Source organism: Myceligenerans xiligouense (assembly GCF_003814695.1).
Lineage (GTDB): Bacteria > Actinomycetota > Actinomycetes > Actinomycetales > Cellulomonadaceae > Myceligenerans > Myceligenerans xiligouense.
Genome location: NZ_RKQZ01000001.1, coordinates 4,638,975 through 4,656,132, shown reverse-complemented (window position 1 = coordinate 4,656,132; position 17,158 = coordinate 4,638,975). Strand labels below are relative to the sequence as shown.

The window sequence follows — 17,158 nt, the reverse complement described above, 5'->3', positions numbered from 1 at the left end:
GTCAGTTCCTCGTCTCTGATGTGTCGAAGGCCTCGACCGGCGGGCAGGAGCACACCAGGTTGCGGTCACCGTGCGCGTCGTCGATGCGTCGCACCGGCGGCCAGTACTTGTCGTGGCGCAGCCCCGGCAGCGGGTACGCGGCGGTCTCGCGGGAGTACGGCCGGTCCCACTCGGTCGCGCTGACCGACGCCGCCGTGTGCGGGGCGCCGCGCAGGGGCGAGTCCTCGACGGCCCAGCGGCCGGCCGCCACGTCGTCGATCTCCGCCCGGATCGCGATCATCGCGTCCACGAACCGGTCCAGTTCCGCCAGGTCCTCCGACTCCGTGGGCTCCACCATGAGCGTGCCCGGAACCGGGAACGCCAGCGTCGGCGCGTGGAAGCCGTAGTCCTGCAGGCGCTTGGCGACGTCGGCCGCGGTCACGCCGGTCCGCGCGGTGAGGTCACGCAGGTCGAGGATGCACTCGTGCGCCACGAGGCCGTTCGGGCCGGTGTACAGCGTGGGGAAGTGGTCGGCGAGCCGCGACGACACGTAGTTCGCCGTGAGCACGGCCGCCTTCGTCGCCTCGGTCAGACCGTCCGGGCCCATGAGGGCCAGGTAGGCGTAGGAGATCGGCAGGATGCCCGCGGAGCCGTGGTTCGTGCCGCTGATCGGCGTGCCCGCCCGGCCCGCGTCGACGGTGCCCGACGGCGCCACCGGGTTCGTCGGCAGGAACGGGACCAGGTGCTCGGCCACGGCCACCGGCCCGACGCCCGGACCGCCACCGCCGTGCGGGATGCAGAACGTCTTGTGCAGGTTCAGGTGCGACACGTCGCCGCCGAACTCGCCCGGCCGTGCCAGCCCCACCAGGGCGTTCAGGTTCGCACCGTCGATGTACACCTGGCCGCCCGCCTGGTGCACCAGGTCGCACACCTCGCGCACGTGCTCCTCGAAGACGCCGTGCGTCGACGGGTACGTGATCATGATGGCCGCGACCTGCCGGCCGTGCTCGTCCAGTTTGGCGCGCAGGTCGTCGAGGAGGATCTCGCCGTCGTCGGCCGTCCTCACGACCACGACCCGCAGGCCCGCCAGCGCCGCCGACGCCGCGTTCGTGCCGTGCGCGGACGCCGGGATCAGCACGATGTCACGGGACTGCTCGCCACGGGAGCGGTGGTAGTCCTTGATCGCGAGCAGCCCGGCGAACTCGCCCTGGGAACCCGCGTTGGGCTGGACCGAGACGGCGGCATAGCCCGTGATGTCGGCGAGCTGGGCCTCCAGGGTGGAGATGAGCTCGGCGTAGCCCTCGGCCTGGTCCGCCGGGGCGTACGGGTGGATGCCCGCGAACTCGGGCCAGGAGATGGACTCCATCTCGACGGCGGCGTTGAGCTTCATGGTGCAGGAGCCGAGGGGGATCATCGTGCGGTCGAGCGCGAGGTCCTTGTCGGAGAGCTTGCGCAGGTAGCGCATGAGGCTGGTTTCGGAGCGGTGGGTGTGGAAGATCGGGTGCTGGAGGAACTCGGTGGTTCGGCTGAGTTCGGCCGGGAGCGGGGAGGTCCCCTCCGCGACACACTCACGGGCCCCAGGGGGCCCTCCGTTCGGGGAGACGGTCGCGGAGGGGACCTCCCCGCTCCCGGCCTCGGTGGTCGCGGTTCCTCCCAGGGCGGTGAGGAGGCTGCGGGTGACCGCTTGGACATCCGCTGGGGTTGTCGTCTCGTCGCAGGCGATCTGGATGTGGTCCGGGTCCGGGACGTGGATGTTGTAGCCGGCTTCTGCCGCCGCGGTTGCCAGCTCGGTGGCCTTGCCGGGGACGACGGCGCGGATCGTGTCGAAGAAGTGGGGGTGCTCGATCTCGATGCCCGCTGTGCGGAGGGTCTCGGCGATGGTGGTCGCGTGGGTGTGGACGCGTTCCGCGATGGCCTTCAGGCCCTGCGGGCCGTGGTAGACCGCGTACATGCTCGCCACGATCGCCAGGAGGGCCTGGGCGGTGCAGATGTTCGACGTCGCGCGCTCGCGGCGGATGTGCTGCTCACGGGTGGCCAGGGCGAGGCGGTACCCCGGGGCGCCGTCCGCGTCGACCGAGACGCCGACGAGGCGGCCCGGCAGCTGGCGTTCGAGGCCCTTGCGGACCGACATGTAGGCGGCGTGCGGGCCGCCGTAGAAGAGCGGGACGCCGAAGCGCTGCGCGGAGCCGACGGCGATGTCCGCGCCGAGCTCACCGGGGCTGACCAGGAGGGTCAGCGCGAGAAGGTCCGTGGTGACGGTGACGAGCGCGCCCGACTCCTTGGCCTCGGCGACCACGTCGCGCGCGTCGAGGATGCGGCCGCTCGCGCCCACCTGCTGGACCACCACGCCCACGAGATCGCCGTCGGGCAGCGTGCCGCCCGCGGCCACGAAGCCCTCGACGCCGGCCCTCAGGCCGGCGTTCAGGTCGGCGACCACCACCGGGAGGCCGATCGCCTCGGCGCGGCCGCGGGCGACGGCGAGGGACTGGCCGAACAGGTCGGCGTCCAGGACCACGTAGCCGCTCCTGGCCCGCGACGCCCGCCACATCAGGGCGACCGCCTCGGCCACGGCGGTGGCCTCGTCGAGCAGCGACGCGTTCGCGATCTCCAGGCCGGTCAGATCCTCGACGGCCTGCTGGAAGTTGAGGAGCGCCTCGAGGCGGCCCTGGCTGATCTCCGGCTGGTAGGGCGTGTACGCCGTGTACCAGGCGGGGGACTCGAGCACGTTGCGGCGGATGACGGCGGGGGTATGGGTGTCGTAGAAGCCCTGACCGATCATCTGGCGCTTCACCTGGTTCTTGCCGGCGATGTCGCGCAGGTGGGCGAGGACCTCGGCCTCGCTGCGTGCCTCGGGGACGCCGAGCGGGCGCTGCGTACGGATCGACTTGGGGACGGCCGCCTCGACGAGGGCGTCGACGGTGTCGTAGCCGAGCTGGTCGAGCATCGCGGCGGTCTCGCGGCCCCGCGGGCCGAGGTGCCGGTCGGCGAACACGACCGGTGCCGGGTGGTGCTGGTTCACGGGCAGGCTCCTGCGGTCCGGAGGGCGTGAGGGACGACAACTGGGTCCCTCCCCGCTCTGTCATCGGACACCATGCCCCCGTGCGGGGCGGGCGTCGACCTGAGAGTTTTGCCGGTCCGCCTTCCCCCTGCGGGGCGGGGCGCGCCGACTTGCACCGTCGGTGGAGGCCTCGTGGCCCGGCGGTGACCGGCCCGCGAAGCGGCTCGCTTTCCAGAGTTGCCTCGCCACGACGGTACAGGGGGCCTGAGAGATTCCCGGGGAGGGTTTGCTCCTTCGGCGCCGGCTCCGGCGTCGTCGTCCACAGGGATGGCGACGCCACGTTCCGGACTCTCCCGTCGCGGCTGATGGCGGCACGGACCGGAACGGCGAACACGTCGCGACCCCGGCCCGTCGATTCAGTTGTGGGTCAAGCCTACTGGGGTCCGGCGCCGCCGCGTGACGGGGTGCCCGCGCACGGTCCGACCCGTCCGGGCCGTGGCCGGACCGGCGCCGCGCCCAGGGCACCCTTCGATCCCGCTACGCTTGATCCATGACGAACTTCCAGGTTGCCCACCGTGACAAGCAGGAGCCGACGGCGGCCCTCCTGGTGCGCGTGATCGTGTGCTTCGCCCTGTTCGTGGGCGGCCTCGCCCTGATCGGCGTCGGAAGCGCCAGCGGGCCGTCCGAGGACCTCGGCAGCGCGATCACGTTCACGGGCGGCATCCTCCTGGTCGGCCTCGCCTTCGGCCTCCCCATGATGGGCGCGCACGAGCGCTGAGAGCGTGCCGCCGGGCCACGGTCTCCCCCGTGAACCGGGCGTGACGGACTCCGTCGCCGCGACACCGAAGCCGCGCGGGACGACGTCGTCCCGCGCGGCTTCGGTGTTCACAGCCGGGTGATCCGGATCGCGTCGGCGACCACGTAGGCCGATCCGCCGGTCCAGCGGCTCACGGCCACCACCGTGCGGGTGCCCGCCGTCATCGAGTAGGTGCCGAGCGACATCCACGCCCCGCCGCCGGCCGACTGGTCCACGCGGACCGTCGACTGTCCCGAGCCCGTGTACACGATGAACGGCGTGGACGTGTTGTAGCCCGAGATCGCCGGGAACCACGCCTCGACGCGGTACGACCCGCTCGACGGGATCGTCGCGCGGTACGTCGCGAGGTCGCTCACCTCGGCCGGCCGCGCGTAACGGTAGTTGGCCCCGTACCGCTCGGCCGAGTACGACGACGTCAGCCAGTTCCCGCTCGCGGAGAAGCCGCTCGACGTGTTGTCGACGACCACGGACCAGGCGGTGCCGTTCAGCGCCGCGGCGACCTCGCTGCGCAGCTGGGGCAGCATCGAGTAGAGCACGTCGCCCGGGCACGCCGTCGCGCTGTAGTCCCGGTGGCCGTAGATCTGGGTGGGGGCGATGCCGTACTGCTGGCAGATGTACGCGCACAGGTCCACCAGGCTGTTCCACAGCTGCGCGGGCGGGGCGACGCTCGTGTAGGTGCCCTGGTTCTCGATGCCGATCGCGTCGCTGTTCTGCCCGGGGCAGTGCGCGCCCACGACGGTGTGGGTGCCGGCCCCCAGGCCGTTCAGGCTGCCGCGCCGTCCCTCCATGACGTAGCCGCCGCGGCTGACGGACAGGTGCTGGCCGGAGTCGACCCACCCGTTGGCGAAGTGCCACTGCTGCACGTCGCGGGCGATCCGGTAGGCCGCGGCCTGCGAGTAGTCGGTGACGTTGGCCGAGGCCATGTGGTGGATCAGGATCTTGTCGGGCTTGCCCGACGTCGTCGAGATCGAGCCGCGCGGGGCCTCGGCGCCCCACGTGTCGCAGCTCGCGATGACGGGCGCGGCCAGCGTGACGCCCGCGGCCGTACCGGCGGGGGCGTCGGCCGGGGCCTCCGGTGACGGTGCCAGGCTGGGTTCGCGGGGGTCGGGCGGGGCGGCGATCACGGGTGCGGCGGCCGCGGGCAGTGCGGCGCTCGCGCCGGCGGCGCCGAGCCCGACGACGACGGCACCGCGGAGCAGTCCGCGGCGGTCCATCGCGTGACCGGTGTGCTCCTGCGGGTCCTGGGCGTGCTCGTGTGGGTGGTGCACGGGGTCCTCCACGTCGGCGAGGTAGCGAAAGGTGCAGGTCGGGCCCGAGTATTCCAACGGTCAGTTCCCGGCGACTACATTGCGCCTACATCCCGTCTTGGTCATCCACGCGATGTGATGGGCGCCCCCCGCCCCCGCCGCCGGGGTGGTCGCCGGTGCCGGACGACCACCCCGGAAAAGGGCTAGAGGGAAGCCCGGACCTCGCGGGCCGCCGCGACCAGGTTGGCGAGCGACGCCTTCGTCTCCTCGTAGCCGCGCGTCTTCAGGCCGCAGTCCGGGTTCACCCACACGAGGCGCGGGTCGATCTCGGCGACGGCGAGCTTCAGCAGGTCCGAGACCTCGCCGTCGGACGGCACGCGAGGGCTGTGGATGTCCCACACTCCCGGCCCGATGCCGCGCGCGTACCCGGCCGAGGCGAGGCCCGGCACGATCTCCATCCGGGAGCGCGCCGCCTCGACGGACGTGACGTCCGCGTCGAGGTCGTCGATGGCGCCCACGATGTCGCCGAACTCCGAATAGCACAGGTGCGTGTGGATCTGCGTGAAGGGCGCGGCGCCCGACGTCGTCAGCCGGAACGACCGCACCGACCAGTCGAGGTAGGCCGGCTGCGCGCCGGCGTCGAGCGGCAGCAGCTCGCGCAGCGCCGCCTCGTCGACCTGCACGATGGCGATGCCGGCCGCCTCCAGGTCGGCGACCTCGTCGCGCAGCGCGAGCGCGACCTGGTTGGCCGTGTCGGCCAGCGGCTGGTCGTCCCGCACGAACGACCAGGCCAGGATCGTCACCGGGCCGGTCAGCATGCCCTTGACGGGCTTGTCGGTGAGGGAGGCCGCGTAGGTGGCCCAGGGCACGGTGATCGGCTCCGGCCGCGACACGTCACCCCAGAGGATCGGCGGGCGGACGCACCGCGACCCGTACGACTGCACCCAGCCGTGCACGGTCGTCGCGAACCCGGCGAGCCGCTCGGCGAAGTACTGCACCATGTCGTTGCGCTCCGGCTCGCCGTGCACGAGCACGTCGAGCCCGAGCTCCTCCTGCAGCGCGACCACGCGGGCGATCTCCTCCCGGATCCGCGCCTCGTAGTCGGCGTCCGGCAGGTCGCCCCGCGTCCAGGCGGCTCGGGTGGTGCGGATCTCCGTCGTCTGCGGGAACGAGCCGATGGTCGTGGTCGGCAAGGGCGGCAGGTTCAGCCGCGTCAGCTGCGCGGCGGCGCGGTCGGCGTAGGCCGCGCGCGCGAAGTCGGCGTCCGACAGCCGCGCGAGCCGGTCCCTGACGTCGGGGACGACGACGCCGGCCGCGCCCGCCCGTCCCGTGAGGGCCGCCGTCGCCGCGGCGAGCTGTGGCTCCACGGCGCCCCGCCCCTCGCTCAGGCCGCGTGCGAGAGTGACCACTTCTCCGACCTTCTGGTCGGCGAACGCCAGCCACCCGGCCAGGGCCGGGTCGAGCCGCGGCTCGTCGTCGACGTCGTGCGGCACGTGCAGCAGGGAGGTGGACGTGCCGACGGTGACCGCTCCGGCACCCGTCACCTCCCGCAGGGACTCCAGGGCGTCGAGCCGTGCGGCGAGGTCGGCGCGCCAGATGTTGTGACCGTCGATCACGCCCGCGACCAGGGTCTTCGACGCGAGCCCGGGCACGGAGGAGGGTGCGGTACCGCGCACCAGGTCCACCGCGATCGCCTCGACGCCGGTTCCCGCGAGCAGCTCCAGGCGGTCGCCCGACGCACGGCGCAGGTCGCCGAAGGGCGCCGCGACGAGGATCTGCGGGCGTCCCTCGCCGGGCGCCGGCGCCGTCAGCGTGCCGTACGCCTGGCGGACGGCGTCGGACACGGTGGCGAACGGGACGCCGATCAGGTCGCTGACGAGCGCCGGTTCGTCCAGCTGGACCCACGGCGCCCCGGCGGCGGCCAGAGCGGCCAGCAGCTCACGGTAGGCGGCCACGACGTCGTCCAGCCGGCTCAGGGGGGAGAACCCCTCGGGCGCGCCGTCCTCGGGCTTGCTGAGCAGCAGGTACGTCACCGGGCCGACGATCACCGGGCGGGTCACGACGGCCGTGCCGCCGTCGGCCGGCCGGGCGGCGTCGACGAACTCGCGGACGATCCGGTCGTCGGCGAACCCGATCGGGGTCTCCGGCCCGATCTCGGGCACGAGGTAGTGGTAGTTCGTGTCGAACCACTTGGTCAGTTCCAGCGGAGGCTGCTCGGCCGTGCCCCGGGCGAGCGCGAAGTACGTGTCGGGGGACACGCTCTCCGAGGTGGCCGGCTCCGCGGGCGAGCCCTTGCCGCGGCGGAAGCGGGCCGGGACGGCCCCCAGCGTGGCCGTGACATCGAGGACCTGGTCGTAGCGCGAGAACGAGTTCGGCACCGCGCCCGTGTCCGGGTCCAGGCCGAGCTCCACGAGTCGCCGCACCGTGGCGAGGCGCAGGTCGTGGGACGTCCGTTCCAGCGCGTCCGCCGTGGTCGTGCCCGCCCAGTACGACTCCAGCGCGCGCTTGAGCTCGCGGCGCCGCCCGATCCGGGGATAGCCGAGCACCGTGGCACGGGGGAAGTCGGGCAGGGTCTTGTCAGTCATCTCAGCTCCATCGCACCTGGCATTGAGCACCGTGCCCCCGGGACGGGGGTGGTTGCTGCGGCGTCGTCGAGCCAGGTCTCTCGGCCGCTCTGGATGGGTGTACATGCCTCCGCGGAGGCGGACCTCGGTGGGGTCGCCGGGCGGTCGCGCCCTGCGATCCCTCAGGCCGAGGCGGTCGTGAGGCCCACGCCGGACAACAGGTCCAGCGCCGGGCGGTGCTTGTTGAACGTGTAGACGTGGATGCCGGGCGCGCCCGAGTCCAGGACGGCCTGGGCGAGGCGCACCGAGTACTCGATGCCGTGGGCGTGCTGCGCCTCGGCGTCCGGCGAGCCGTCGTCGAGCCGCAGGTCGTCGAGCTCCGCGAGCAGCCTCGGCGGCGGCACGACGCCGGTCAGTTCCTCCACACGGCGGAGGCGGCGCGGTTCCGTGGTAGGGATGATCCCCGCGAGGATCGGGATCGTCACCCCGGCATTCCGGGCCGCCTCCACGAAACCGGTGTACGACTCGGGCTCGTAGAACAGCTGGGTGATCGCGAAGGACGCGCCCGCCTCCTGCTTCTCCAGCAGCCGGACGACCTCCTGCGCACGCGTCGTACCGGCGTCGGCGTTGCCGTTCGGGAACGTCGCCACCGCGATGGTCAGCGGCCTGGCCGCACCGCGCAGCGCGGTCGCCGGGCTGGCGGCGCAGCGCCGCTCCTCGACGTCGCGCAGCAGCCGGACGAGCTCGATGCTGGAGTGCACGCCGTCGGCCGGCGGGCGCCAGTCCGGCTGGTCCTTCGGCGGGTCGCCGCGCAGCGCGAGGAACGAGCGCACACCGGCGTCGAAGAAGTCGTCGATCACCTCCGACACATCCTCGCGCGACGCGCCCACACAGGTCAGATGGGCCACCGGGAGGACCGGCGTGCCCTCCAGGAGCTTGGCCACGACGGCGCGCGCGGTGGCGCGGTCGCCGCCGCCCGCCCCGTAGGTGACGGAGACGAAGTCGGGATGCGTCGCGACGAGCCGGCGCGCGGTCTCCCAGAACTTGGGCGCCGCGTCCGGTCGACGTGGCGGCATGAGTTCGAAGGAGATCGTCGGGCGGCTCGGGTGCGGCGTCTCGACAGCCATAGGTGATGCTCCCATCGCGCCTGGCGTTAGCACCTTGTCCGCTCCGGCGGGGGAGCGACAGGTTGCTGCGGTGTCCTCGAGCCAGGACTCTCGACCGCTCTGGATGGTGGGTCCTCATGGTCACACATGCCCGCCATGCGATCCGGATCCAGCTCACCTGCTGAGATGTGAGGTCCCGTGACAGGTCGCCCCCCACGGCCGGAGGGTGGGTGGACGCCGTAGGGTGGCAGCCATGGACAACGAAGAGCGTCTCGCCGTCTTCATCGACTACGAGAACCTGGCGCTCGGCGCTCGGGAGCACCTGGGCGGTATGCAGTTCGATTTCGGGCCGATCGCCGACGCACTCGCCGTACGCGGACGCGTCGTCGTGCGCCGGGCGTACGCCGACTGGTCGTACTTCGACGAGGACCGCCGCGCCCTGACCCGGCACCAGGTCGAGCTGATCGAGATGCCGCAGCGCATGGGCGCCTCGCGGAAGAACGCCGCCGACATCAAGATGGTGGTCGACACCATCGAGATGGCGTTCGAGCGCGACTACATCTCGACGTTCGTGATGTGCACGGGCGACAGCGACTTCTCGCCGCTGGTCCACAAGCTGCGCGAGCTGAACAAGCGGGTCATCGGAGTGGGCGTCGAACTCTCCACCTCCCGCCTGCTCCCCGCCGCCTGCGACGAGTTCCTGTTCTACGACCGCCTGGAGGGCGTCGACGTCCCCGACGAGGCACCCAGGCCGAAGGCGGCGAAGTCCCGTGGTGCCCGACGGCGACCCGCTGCCGGGTCCGCGGCGAGCACGCCGTCCGGCGACGGCGACAAGCAGGAGCCCGCCGAGACGGGCAAGACCGCCGCGTCGTCGTCGGGCAGGAAGCGCAAGGCCGGCCCGACGCCTCCGCCCGAGCCCGTCGAACCCGCTGAGCCCGTCGTGCCCGCCGAGCCCGTGACCGTCGCCGACGAGGACGGCGACGAGCCGGTGGGAGAGCCCCCCACCATGGAGGTGCGGGTGGCGCAGACCCTCAAGGACCTGCAGGCGTCGTCGTCCGACTCCGTGACCGCGTCCATGCTCAAGCGGACGCTCGTGCGCAAGGACCCGACGTTCAGCGAGTCCGACTACGGCTTCCGCACCTTCGGCGAGTTCCTGCGGTTCCTGGCGGACCGCGGATTCGTGGTGCTGTCGGACGGGCCGTCGAAGGGCGACCCCGAGATCTCGCTCCCCGAGGCCGGCGACGCGGACGACGCGTTCACGCTGCTGCGGTCCGTGGTGCAGGGCACCGGCGGGAGCGCGGCGCTGTCCGGCCTGAAGAACGCCGTGCGGAAGCAGCGGCCGGACTTCTCGGAGAAGGCGCTCGGCTACCGCGGGTTCCTGCAGTTCGCGAAGGCGGCACAGGCTTCCGGCGCCGTGGACCTGGCCTGGGACGACGACGCCGACGACTACCTGGTGACCGCACGCTGACACGTCATTGGTCACATCTTGGCGGTGATCCCCGATTCACCGCACAGGTGGGCAGGCGGTGCACAATGTGCGGGTGACGTACCGGGTCTTGAAACTCATCGTGTCGATCCTGTCGCTCGTGCTGCTGCGGCCGCGAGTGACGGGTGTCGACAACATCCCGCGCAAGGGCCCGGTCATCTTCGCGAGCAACCACCTGTCGTTCATCGATTCGGTGATCATCCCGATCACCGTGCCCCGGCACGTGACGTTCCTGGCGAAGAAGGAGTACTGGACCGGCAAGGGCGTCAAGGGCGCGATGTCCCGCTGGTTCTTCACCACGATGGGGAACATCCCGGTGGACCGGCACGACCCCCGGGCCGGCCAGCGCTCCCTGGAGGATGCGCTCGCCGTCCTCGAAAAAGGCGGAGCGTTCGGGATCTACCCGGAGGGGACCCGGTCACGCGACGGCAAGCTGCACAAGGGGCACACCGGCGCGGCCTGGCTGGCGCTCACGGGCAAGGCGCTCGTGGTACCCGTGGGACTGAAGGGAACCGACAAGGTCAAGCCGATCGGCAAGATGCCGCGGCTCGGCCGGGTCGAGGTGCACTTCGGGACACCGATCGACCCCGCGCGGCAGATCGAGGCCGGAACGAAGCCCGCCAAGGCGCGGCGTGAGCTCACCGAAGAGGTCATGACCGCGATCCAGAAGCTCAGCGGGCAGGAACGGGTGGACTGACCGCGTCGCCGCCCCCGCCGCCCACCGAGGCGGCGGACGAGACGGGCCGACCCGCGGCGACGACGCCGGGAACGGGAACCGGAACGCTCACGAACCCGGCCCGGCCACCGCCGGACACGTCGCCAGGTGATCGTCCACGAGCCCGCACGCCTGCATGGCGGCGTACATCGTCGTCGGCCCGACGAAGCGGAACCCCTCCTTCTTCAGGGCCTTGCTGAGCGCCTTCGACCCCGGGGTCTGCGCCGGGACGTCCGTCCACACGGCGGGGCGCTCGCGGACGGCGTCATCGGGCGCGAACGACCAGAACAGCTCGTCCAGAGTGCGGCCGCCGGCGTGCAGTGCGACGAGCGCCCTGGCGTTCGCCACGGTCGCCTCGATCTTCATGCGGTTCCGGATGATGCGGGCGTCCCCGAGGAGCCGGTCGACGTCCTGTTCGGTGAAGGCCGCGACCGCCACCGGATCGAACTCGTGAAACACCTCCCGGAACGCCGGCCGCTTGCGCAGCACGGTGATCCACGACAAGCCGGACTGGAAGCCTTCCAGGGCGATGCGCTCGAACAGCGCCGCCTCGCCGTGTACGGGCAGGCCCCATTCCGTGTCGTGGTAGGCCTCGTACAGGGGATCGCCGTCGCCGAAGCACCGGGCTCCCCGGGGTCGCTGCGGGGCGGGCGGATCGGTGAGGTGCGTCGTGGTCTCGGTCATGGGACAACTCTGCACCGGGACACCGACGATCGGTCGCGGTGATCCACAAACCCCAGGTCGGCCGCCTGCGCCCCCGCGGCGATCCACAGCCCCGCCCGCCGCCTGTGCCCCCGCGGCGACGGGGGCATGTCAGTGTCCGGTGTGATGCTGTGCGCATGAACGAGTCCAGCAGTGCCGAGACCGACGAGGACTTCCAGAAGCGAATCCTCAAGAAGTACCTGCGCTCCGCCCGGGAGGCCCTCGTCTGGAAGGTCGAGGACCTCTCCGAACGAGAGGCGCGCCGGCCTCGCGTGCCCAGCGGCAACAACCTCGCCGGCCTGGTGAAGCACCTGGCGAGCGTCGAGGCCGGGTACCTCGGTGACGTCGTCGGGCGGCCCTGGCCCACACCCGAGGAGCTCGTCCCCTGGGAAGCGGTCGAGGAGGATCCGCAGGCCGACTTCTACCTCACCACGGACGAGACGCTCGCCGGGATGATCGACGTCTACCGCCGCGTGTGGGCCTTCACCGAGGCGAACATCGACGCCCTGCCGCTCGACACGCCGGGCACCGTCCCCTGGTGGCCGGACAACACCGACACCACGCTGTTCCGTCTCGTCGTGCACACGCTCGCAGACCTGTCCCGTCACGCGGGGCAGGCCGACATCCTCCGCGAGCAGTACGACGGCGCGGTCGGCATGAGCCGGGGAAACACCAACATGCCGGACTGGGAACAGGACGGGCCCGCGGCGTACGTCGAGAAGCTCAAGGAGATCGCCAACCGGTATCCGTGACCGAGCTCGTCGGTCCACCGCCTGGCGAAGGGGCGTCGCAGCCGGAACACTGTGGTTCGTGCACAGCCGGTATCGAGCGCTCCTGGTCGTCGTCACGGTGCTCGCCGTGTCGCTGATGACCGTGGGCGTGATCCGAGGCATGCACGAACGCGCTCCCACGGGGGCGGAGGACGCGACCGTGCGGGAGGACCCCCGCGGCGCCGTCGTCCGGCTGGTCGACGAGGGCGAGGCAGTTCGCACCGCCCTCGGCGAGCTCATCGCCGAGGGGCGGGACATCGCCGGCACGGACGGAAACGCCGACCTCGGAGCGTCGCAGGCGCTGAACGAGGCGTTGTCCACAGCCGAGGCACACCACGCCGCACCGGTACCGGAGGTGCCCGGCCCGGCGGCCACGACCGAGGCCATCGCCGCGGCTCACGTGGAGGCGGAGGACTGGGTCGGCGATCTGCGGTGGATGGCCGCCGAGCTCGCCCGGAACATCAGCGAGTACGAGCGGCCCCCGGAGGAGCGCCGGCCGCGCGCCGGCCTGGAGTCCCCGCATCCCGAGGGCGCCGGGTAGCCGGCCGGCGCGAGACAATGGGTGGGTGCAGTGCCCACACTTCGACGCCGGCCGCTGCCACTCGTGCACCCTCCTGGAGACCCCTTACGCGACACAGGTCGCGGAGAAGCAGGCACACGTCTCCCGGCTCCTGGAGGGCGTGGGAGCCGTGGCGAGCCCGGCTGACTCCCCGCCGGCGGGTGGTTCCCCTGCGATCGACTGGCTCCCGCCGGTGACCGGCCCCGAATCCGGCTTCCGCAACAAGGCGAAGATGGTGGTGAGCGGCACGGTCGACGAGCCGGTCCTCGGCATTCTCGACCGGGTCGGGCACGGCGTGGACCTCACCGACTGCGGTCTCTACCCGCCGGCCCTCCAGGCCGCGTTCGCGCCGCTGGAGGAGTTCATCGGGCGTGCGGGCCTGGAGCCGTACCGGGTCTCGGGGCCGACGCCGGGGCGGGCGCGCGACGGGAAGCCCCGCAAGGCCGCGGCCGAGCGAGGCGAGCTCAAGTACCTGCTGGTGACGATCTCGCCCGACGGCGAGCTCATGGTCCGCTTCGTGATGCGCTCCACCGAGGCGCTCGCCCGTATCCGCAAGCACTTGCCGTCGTTGCGATCCGCGCTCCCGAACCTGGCGGTCGCCACGCTCAACGTCCAGCCCGCGCACGCTGCGGTGCTCGAGGGCGACCGCGAGATCGTGCTCACGGAGTCCGAGGCGCTGACGATGCGGGTGGGCGGCATCCCGCTGAGCCTGCGGCCGCAGAGCTTCTTCCAGACGAACACCGAGGTCGCGGCCGGCCTGTACCGGCAGGCGCGTGAGTGGGTCGACGACGTCGGCCCGGCGAGCCTGTGGGACCTCTACTGCGGGGTGGGTGGATTCGCGTTGCACTGTGCGGCGGCGGGCCGCGCGGTCACGGGCATCGAGCTGAGCCGGGAGGCGGTCGCGGCGGCGTCGGCGACCGCCGCGGGTCTGGGACTCCGCGACGCGCGGTTCGAGGCGGGCGACGCCCGCGACGTCGCCGGGCGGTTGGCCACCGACGCTCCCGAGATGGTGATCGTCAACCCGCCCCGGCGGGGGATCGGTGCCGACCTGGCACAGGCCCTGGACGGTTCCGCGGTCGGCCACGTCCTGTACTCGAGCTGCAACGCCACCACGCTCGCCGCCGACCTGGCGCACATGCCGGGCCTCCGCCCGGTCCGGGGCGTTCTGCTCGACATGTTCCCGCAGACACAGCACTACGAGGTGCTGCTCCTGCTCCGCCGGGAGCAGTCGGCGAGGGCGGGATGTCAGCGTGGGCGATAGTCAGCGAGCCACGGCAGGGGTCACGGGCAGTCCGTCCGGCACGGACACCATGCCGAGCCGGAACATGGGGGGCTGGGCCTGCTGGATCCAGTACGACTCGCGGACGTCCGTGAACGCCCGCACGCACGCCGCACAACTGACCAGGTGGTCCTCGAGCTCGCGGCGGCGGCTCGGCAGCAGGCGATGGCGGATGTAGTCGTGCATGGCCCCGCGGGTGACCCGGCACGCCGGCGGCTCGGCCGTCACGCTCGCGAATCCGGGAGCGGGCATGTTCGCGGAGGCTCTCGGGCGCCGGCGGGCCGTGGCCGGGGAGCCGGTCGCTCGACCGGCCGGTTCGATCGACGGGGGGAGCTCCGGCCGCGCGGCACCGCTCGCGCCCGGACGTGCCGGGCCGGGAGACCCGGACTCGTCGTGGACGACGGCGGTCGTGGTGGCGTCGGCCTGCTCTCCTACCGCGGGTTCGGCGGTCGAGGCCCCGGTGGCGGCGTCGATGGCGGCGTTGTGCCAGTAGTCCACCGGGTGGTCGACGGTCCCGTGCACGGCGATCTCGCGGCAGAGCTGTTCGAGGCCGAAGCTCGTGGCCAGTTCCGGGTCGGCTCCCGGGACCTGCCGTGACACGGCGAACACGACGGCACGCCGCTGGGCGGCCAGCTCGCTCAGATCAGTGCTGATCAGCGTGTGCAACCTCGTCCTCCAAGTCCGCGAGGCGCCACGCTACCGTCAGCCGGCGTGGCACCACCGACATGGTGGCACTTCCGTGTCCGCGCATGGAAGCTTCGTCTGAAATATCGGAGATATCAGGGGTATCTCCACGACTCCGCGGGGCCCGCTGCCGTCGGGGCGATCGCACGAAGGGCTCGGGACCGACTCCGGTCCCGAGCCCTTCGGCGGGTGACGCCGTTGCTCAGTTCTCCTGCGCCCCGCCCGTGAGGTCGTCCAGCCCCGGTGCGCCGCCGAGCGCGGTGGCGAGGTCGCCGAAGAGCGGCAGATTGATCAGGTCGCCGACGAGGGGGATGTCATCCAGGCCGCCGAGGACGCCCTCCAGGCCGCCGAGGGGAAGCTCGCCCAGTACGTCCCCGAGGCCACCCGGGGCCTCCTGCTCAGGTGGGTCGGGTTGCCCGCCGCCGTCCCCGGTGCCGCCGCCGTCCCCGCTGCCGTTGTTGCCGCCGTTGGCCGGGCCGTCGTTGCCGCCGTTGGCCGGGCCGTCGTTGCCCTGCCCGAGGTCGCCGTCGTCGGCCGGCTGTTCCGGTGCGGGCTCCGGCGCCGGCGCGGCCGCAGGGGGCTCGTCCGGCGCGGGCTCCGGCTCGCCAGTGGGAGCGGCGGGAACGGTGGCATCCTCCGGCTGTGCCTCGTCGAGCGGCGGCGGGAACTCTTCCCGGGGCTGCGGGTCCTCGGGCGGGACACTCGGCGGGTCCTCGGTCTCCGGTTCCGACTCGGGTTCCGGCTCCTCCGCCTCGGTCGCGGGATCGGCGTCGTCGCCGGACCCGTCCCCCGCTCCGCCGCCGTCTCCGCTCCCGCCGTCGGCGGTCACCTCTGCCGCCGCCTCTGCCTGGGTGTCGGGCTCGGTCGCCGTGTAGGCCCACGCGCCGCCGGCGAGAGCGAGCGCGGCCAGCACGCTCGCGGCGACGGCCTGCTTCGCCGTCGGGCGCTTCGGCCGGGGAGTCGCCTTCGCCCCCGCCACGGCGGCGGCACCGCTCACGGCCGCACCGCCGAAGAAGAACGCGGCGAGATGCTGCCCCAGCTCGCGGAGCATCCACGAGACCTCGCGCACGTCCAGGAACGCGCTCGTGCAATCCGCACAGCCGTCCAGGTGCAGTTCGAGGCGCTTGGATCGCCGGGGAAGGAGCCGGCCCTTGAGGTAGTCGTGCATGGCGGCGCGCGTGGTGCGGCACTCGGGTGCGTCGACCCTGCTCGCGTGCGCCGCGGCGAAGGCGCCGGCCAGGCGCTCCTCGGCGCGGCGCAGGCGCATCGTGACCGCGTGGGGACGAACGCCGAGGTCGCCGGCGATGTCGGTGACCGCCATGTCGTCGACGTGCCTGTCGAACAGAAGCTTGCGGTCGTCGGCGTTGAGTTCACGGAGGGCGTCCCGCAGCATCGCCACGTCGGCCGCCCGCTCGGCGTCGAGCTCCGCTCCGGCCACGGGCGGAGTGATTCCGGCGAGAGCCTCGACCTCGACCGGGACCGTGCGCCCGGCCTCGCGGGTGATCGAGTACGCCTCGTGGAGCGCGGCGCGGCGCCAGTAGGCCGCCGGATCCGCGATCTCTCCGTCGTTGTTGACGATCCGGATCATCTTCTCGAGCGCGCGGCTGGCGGCCTCGTCGGCGTCGACGCCAGGGACGCGCGCGGTGACGGACCGCACCACGTTGGGCCGGTGGATGACCCAGTCGTCGATTTGGACGTCAGTGCTGGTCACCGATGAACTCCCCCCTCAACGCGTCGACCGTCGAAGTCGGACGGGCCGGGACATTTTCCCACCGGCGCGGTGGGTGAGGGCAAGCCGCTGGGGCGGATATGGAGGGCCGGTCGTATTCCTTGAGCATGTCTGGGGTCATCCTCACTGTCGGTATCGCTGTTGTCGGGGCTGTCCGCGGCTCATCGCCGGTGGAATGCGTCATAGACGGCATCGATCCCGCGCGGCCCGGTGGTCGCGTCGATGACGGCGAGAGCGACCTCGCAGGTGGCGGCGCACAGATCCGAAGCTCCCCAGGCGTCCGCCAGCCGGTAGAGGCTGACGGCGTCGCCATCCGAGTAGGCGCGCAGGTATTGCGCACCGAGCCGGACGAGCTCGGTGTGTTCGGTGCTTGTCATGTGCCCCTGACGCTCGAGGGGATCGAATGTCACGGCACTCCAGCCACGGTGTCGGGGAGTATTGCTCGTCTGTCAGGGTTTGGGGTGGTTCTGCCAGGTGAGTGTGCCCGACAACCCACCGCCCCGCCTCCCGAGCCTGTGATCGC

General features: G+C 72.3%; 14 protein-coding genes and 3 riboswitches. Of the genes, 6 read left to right on the top strand and 8 right to left on the bottom strand.

Annotated elements, in window-relative coordinates; translation table 11 throughout:
• Position 1: 1 nt before the first annotated feature.
• Complete coding sequence (gene gcvP, locus EDD34_RS20185) at positions 2 to 2,998, bottom strand: aminomethyl-transferring glycine dehydrogenase (RefSeq protein ID WP_123816156.1); 2,997 nt, start codon at positions 2,996 to 2,998, stop codon at positions 2 to 4.
• Between the two features lie 220 nt (positions 2,999 to 3,218).
• A riboswitch (glycine riboswitch) is annotated at positions 3,219 to 3,343 on the bottom strand.
• Positions 3,344 to 3,527: 184 nt separating this feature from the next.
• On the opposite strand from gcvP, the gene EDD34_RS20180 reads away from it, so the two are divergent.
• Entirely contained in the window at positions 3,528 to 3,755 is a 228-nt protein-coding gene (locus tag EDD34_RS20180) for a hypothetical protein (RefSeq protein ID WP_123816155.1), read from the top strand.
• A gap of 107 nt (positions 3,756 to 3,862) precedes the next feature.
• On the opposite strand, the gene EDD34_RS20175 is transcribed toward EDD34_RS20180, so the two are convergent.
• The 3 genes from EDD34_RS20175 to EDD34_RS20165 all read right to left on the bottom strand — a co-directional run bounded on the left by EDD34_RS20175 (position 3,863) and on the right by EDD34_RS20165 (position 8,732).
• Complete coding sequence (locus EDD34_RS20175; protein ID WP_246012595.1) at positions 3,863 to 5,062, bottom strand: golvesin C-terminal-like domain-containing protein; 1,200 nt, start codon at positions 5,060 to 5,062, stop codon at positions 3,863 to 3,865.
• Positions 5,063 to 5,244: 182 nt separating this feature from the next.
• Positions 5,245 to 7,626, bottom strand: a complete 2,382-nt coding sequence (gene metE / locus EDD34_RS20170) for a 5-methyltetrahydropteroyltriglutamate--homocysteine S-methyltransferase (protein WP_123816154.1) — start codon at positions 7,624 to 7,626, stop codon at positions 5,245 to 5,247.
• A riboswitch (SAM riboswitch) is annotated at positions 7,620 to 7,726 on the bottom strand. It overlaps the preceding gene by 7 nt.
• 61 nt (positions 7,727 to 7,787) lie before the next feature.
• The gene (locus EDD34_RS20165; protein WP_123816153.1) at positions 7,788 to 8,732 is read right to left on the bottom strand and encodes a methylenetetrahydrofolate reductase; all 945 of its coding nucleotides are present in this window, start codon (positions 8,730 to 8,732) and stop codon (positions 7,788 to 7,790) included.
• 8 nt (positions 8,733 to 8,740) lie between these two features.
• Positions 8,741 to 8,842, bottom strand: a riboswitch (SAM riboswitch).
• A gap of 122 nt (positions 8,843 to 8,964) precedes the next feature.
• Here EDD34_RS20165 and EDD34_RS20160 point away from each other — a divergent pair.
• Together EDD34_RS20160 and EDD34_RS20155 are read left to right on the top strand one after the other, a co-directional pair.
• A complete protein-coding gene (locus EDD34_RS20160) occupies positions 8,965 to 10,179 on the top strand; it encodes an NYN domain-containing protein (protein WP_123816152.1) in 1,215 nt (404 codons plus the stop codon).
• Between the two features lie 73 nt (positions 10,180 to 10,252).
• Positions 10,253 to 10,894, top strand: a complete 642-nt coding sequence (locus EDD34_RS20155) for a lysophospholipid acyltransferase family protein (RefSeq protein WP_123816151.1) — start codon at positions 10,253 to 10,255, stop codon at positions 10,892 to 10,894.
• Positions 10,895 to 10,981: 87 nt separating this feature from the next.
• On the opposite strand, the gene EDD34_RS20150 is transcribed toward EDD34_RS20155, so the two are convergent.
• Positions 10,982 to 11,596: a DNA-3-methyladenine glycosylase I gene (locus EDD34_RS20150; protein WP_123816150.1), complete on the bottom strand. Its 615-nt coding sequence runs from the start codon at positions 11,594 to 11,596 to the stop codon at positions 10,982 to 10,984.
• A 155-nt stretch (positions 11,597 to 11,751) separates the two neighbouring features.
• On the opposite strand from EDD34_RS20150, the gene EDD34_RS20145 reads away from it, so the two are divergent.
• From EDD34_RS20145 to rlmC, 3 genes are read left to right on the top strand one after another with little or no spacing between them, the layout of a single operon-like run.
• On the top strand, positions 11,752 to 12,366 hold the full coding sequence (locus EDD34_RS20145; protein ID WP_123816149.1) for a DinB family protein: 615 nt from the start codon (positions 11,752 to 11,754) through the stop codon (positions 12,364 to 12,366).
• A gap of 58 nt (positions 12,367 to 12,424) precedes the next feature.
• Positions 12,425 to 12,925 carry a hypothetical protein gene (locus EDD34_RS20140; protein ID WP_123816148.1) on the top strand — a complete coding sequence of 167 codons (501 nt, stop codon included), beginning with the start codon at positions 12,425 to 12,427 and terminating at the stop codon, positions 12,923 to 12,925.
• Between the two features lie 25 nt (positions 12,926 to 12,950).
• Positions 12,951 to 14,204: a 23S rRNA (uracil(747)-C(5))-methyltransferase RlmC gene (rlmC, locus tag EDD34_RS20135; RefSeq protein WP_123816147.1), complete on the top strand. Its 1,254-nt coding sequence runs from the start codon at positions 12,951 to 12,953 to the stop codon at positions 14,202 to 14,204.
• Here rlmC and EDD34_RS20130 read toward each other — a convergent pair whose 3' ends face one another.
• The 3 genes from EDD34_RS20130 to EDD34_RS20120 all read right to left on the bottom strand — a co-directional run bounded on the left by EDD34_RS20130 (position 14,205) and on the right by EDD34_RS20120 (position 17,012).
• Positions 14,205 to 14,888: a zf-HC2 domain-containing protein gene (locus EDD34_RS20130; RefSeq protein WP_123816146.1), complete on the bottom strand. Its 684-nt coding sequence runs from the start codon at positions 14,886 to 14,888 to the stop codon at positions 14,205 to 14,207.
• Positions 14,889 to 15,108: 220 nt separating this feature from the next.
• Entirely contained in the window at positions 15,109 to 16,617 is a 1,509-nt protein-coding gene (locus tag EDD34_RS20125) for a zf-HC2 domain-containing protein (protein ID WP_123816145.1), read from the bottom strand.
• Positions 16,618 to 16,796: 179 nt separating this feature from the next.
• Positions 16,797 to 17,012 carry a hypothetical protein gene (locus tag EDD34_RS20120; RefSeq protein WP_123816144.1) on the bottom strand — a complete coding sequence of 72 codons (216 nt, stop codon included), beginning with the start codon at positions 17,010 to 17,012 and terminating at the stop codon, positions 16,797 to 16,799.
• Between the last annotated feature and the right edge of the window lie 146 nt (positions 17,013 to 17,158).

Bases quoted from the DNA above. Each gene is read 5' to 3' on its own strand.
- EDD34_RS20180 (WP_123816155.1), top strand. From the start codon at position 3,528: ATGACGAACTTCCAGGTTGCCCACCGTGACAAGCAGGAGCCGACGGCG.
- metE (WP_123816154.1), bottom strand. From the start codon at position 7,626: ATGACTGACAAGACCCTGCCCGACTTCCCCCGTGCCACGGTGCTCGGC.
- EDD34_RS20165 (WP_123816153.1), bottom strand. From the start codon at position 8,732: ATGGCTGTCGAGACGCCGCACCCGAGCCGCCCGACGATCTCCTTCGAA.
- EDD34_RS20160 (WP_123816152.1), top strand. From the start codon at position 8,965: ATGGACAACGAAGAGCGTCTCGCCGTCTTCATCGACTACGAGAACCTG.
- EDD34_RS20150 (WP_123816150.1), bottom strand. From the start codon at position 11,596: ATGACCGAGACCACGACGCACCTCACCGATCCGCCCGCCCCGCAGCGA.
- EDD34_RS20145 (WP_123816149.1), top strand. From the start codon at position 11,752: ATGAACGAGTCCAGCAGTGCCGAGACCGACGAGGACTTCCAGAAGCGA.
- EDD34_RS20120 (WP_123816144.1), bottom strand. From the start codon at position 17,012: ATGACAAGCACCGAACACACCGAGCTCGTCCGGCTCGGTGCGCAATAC.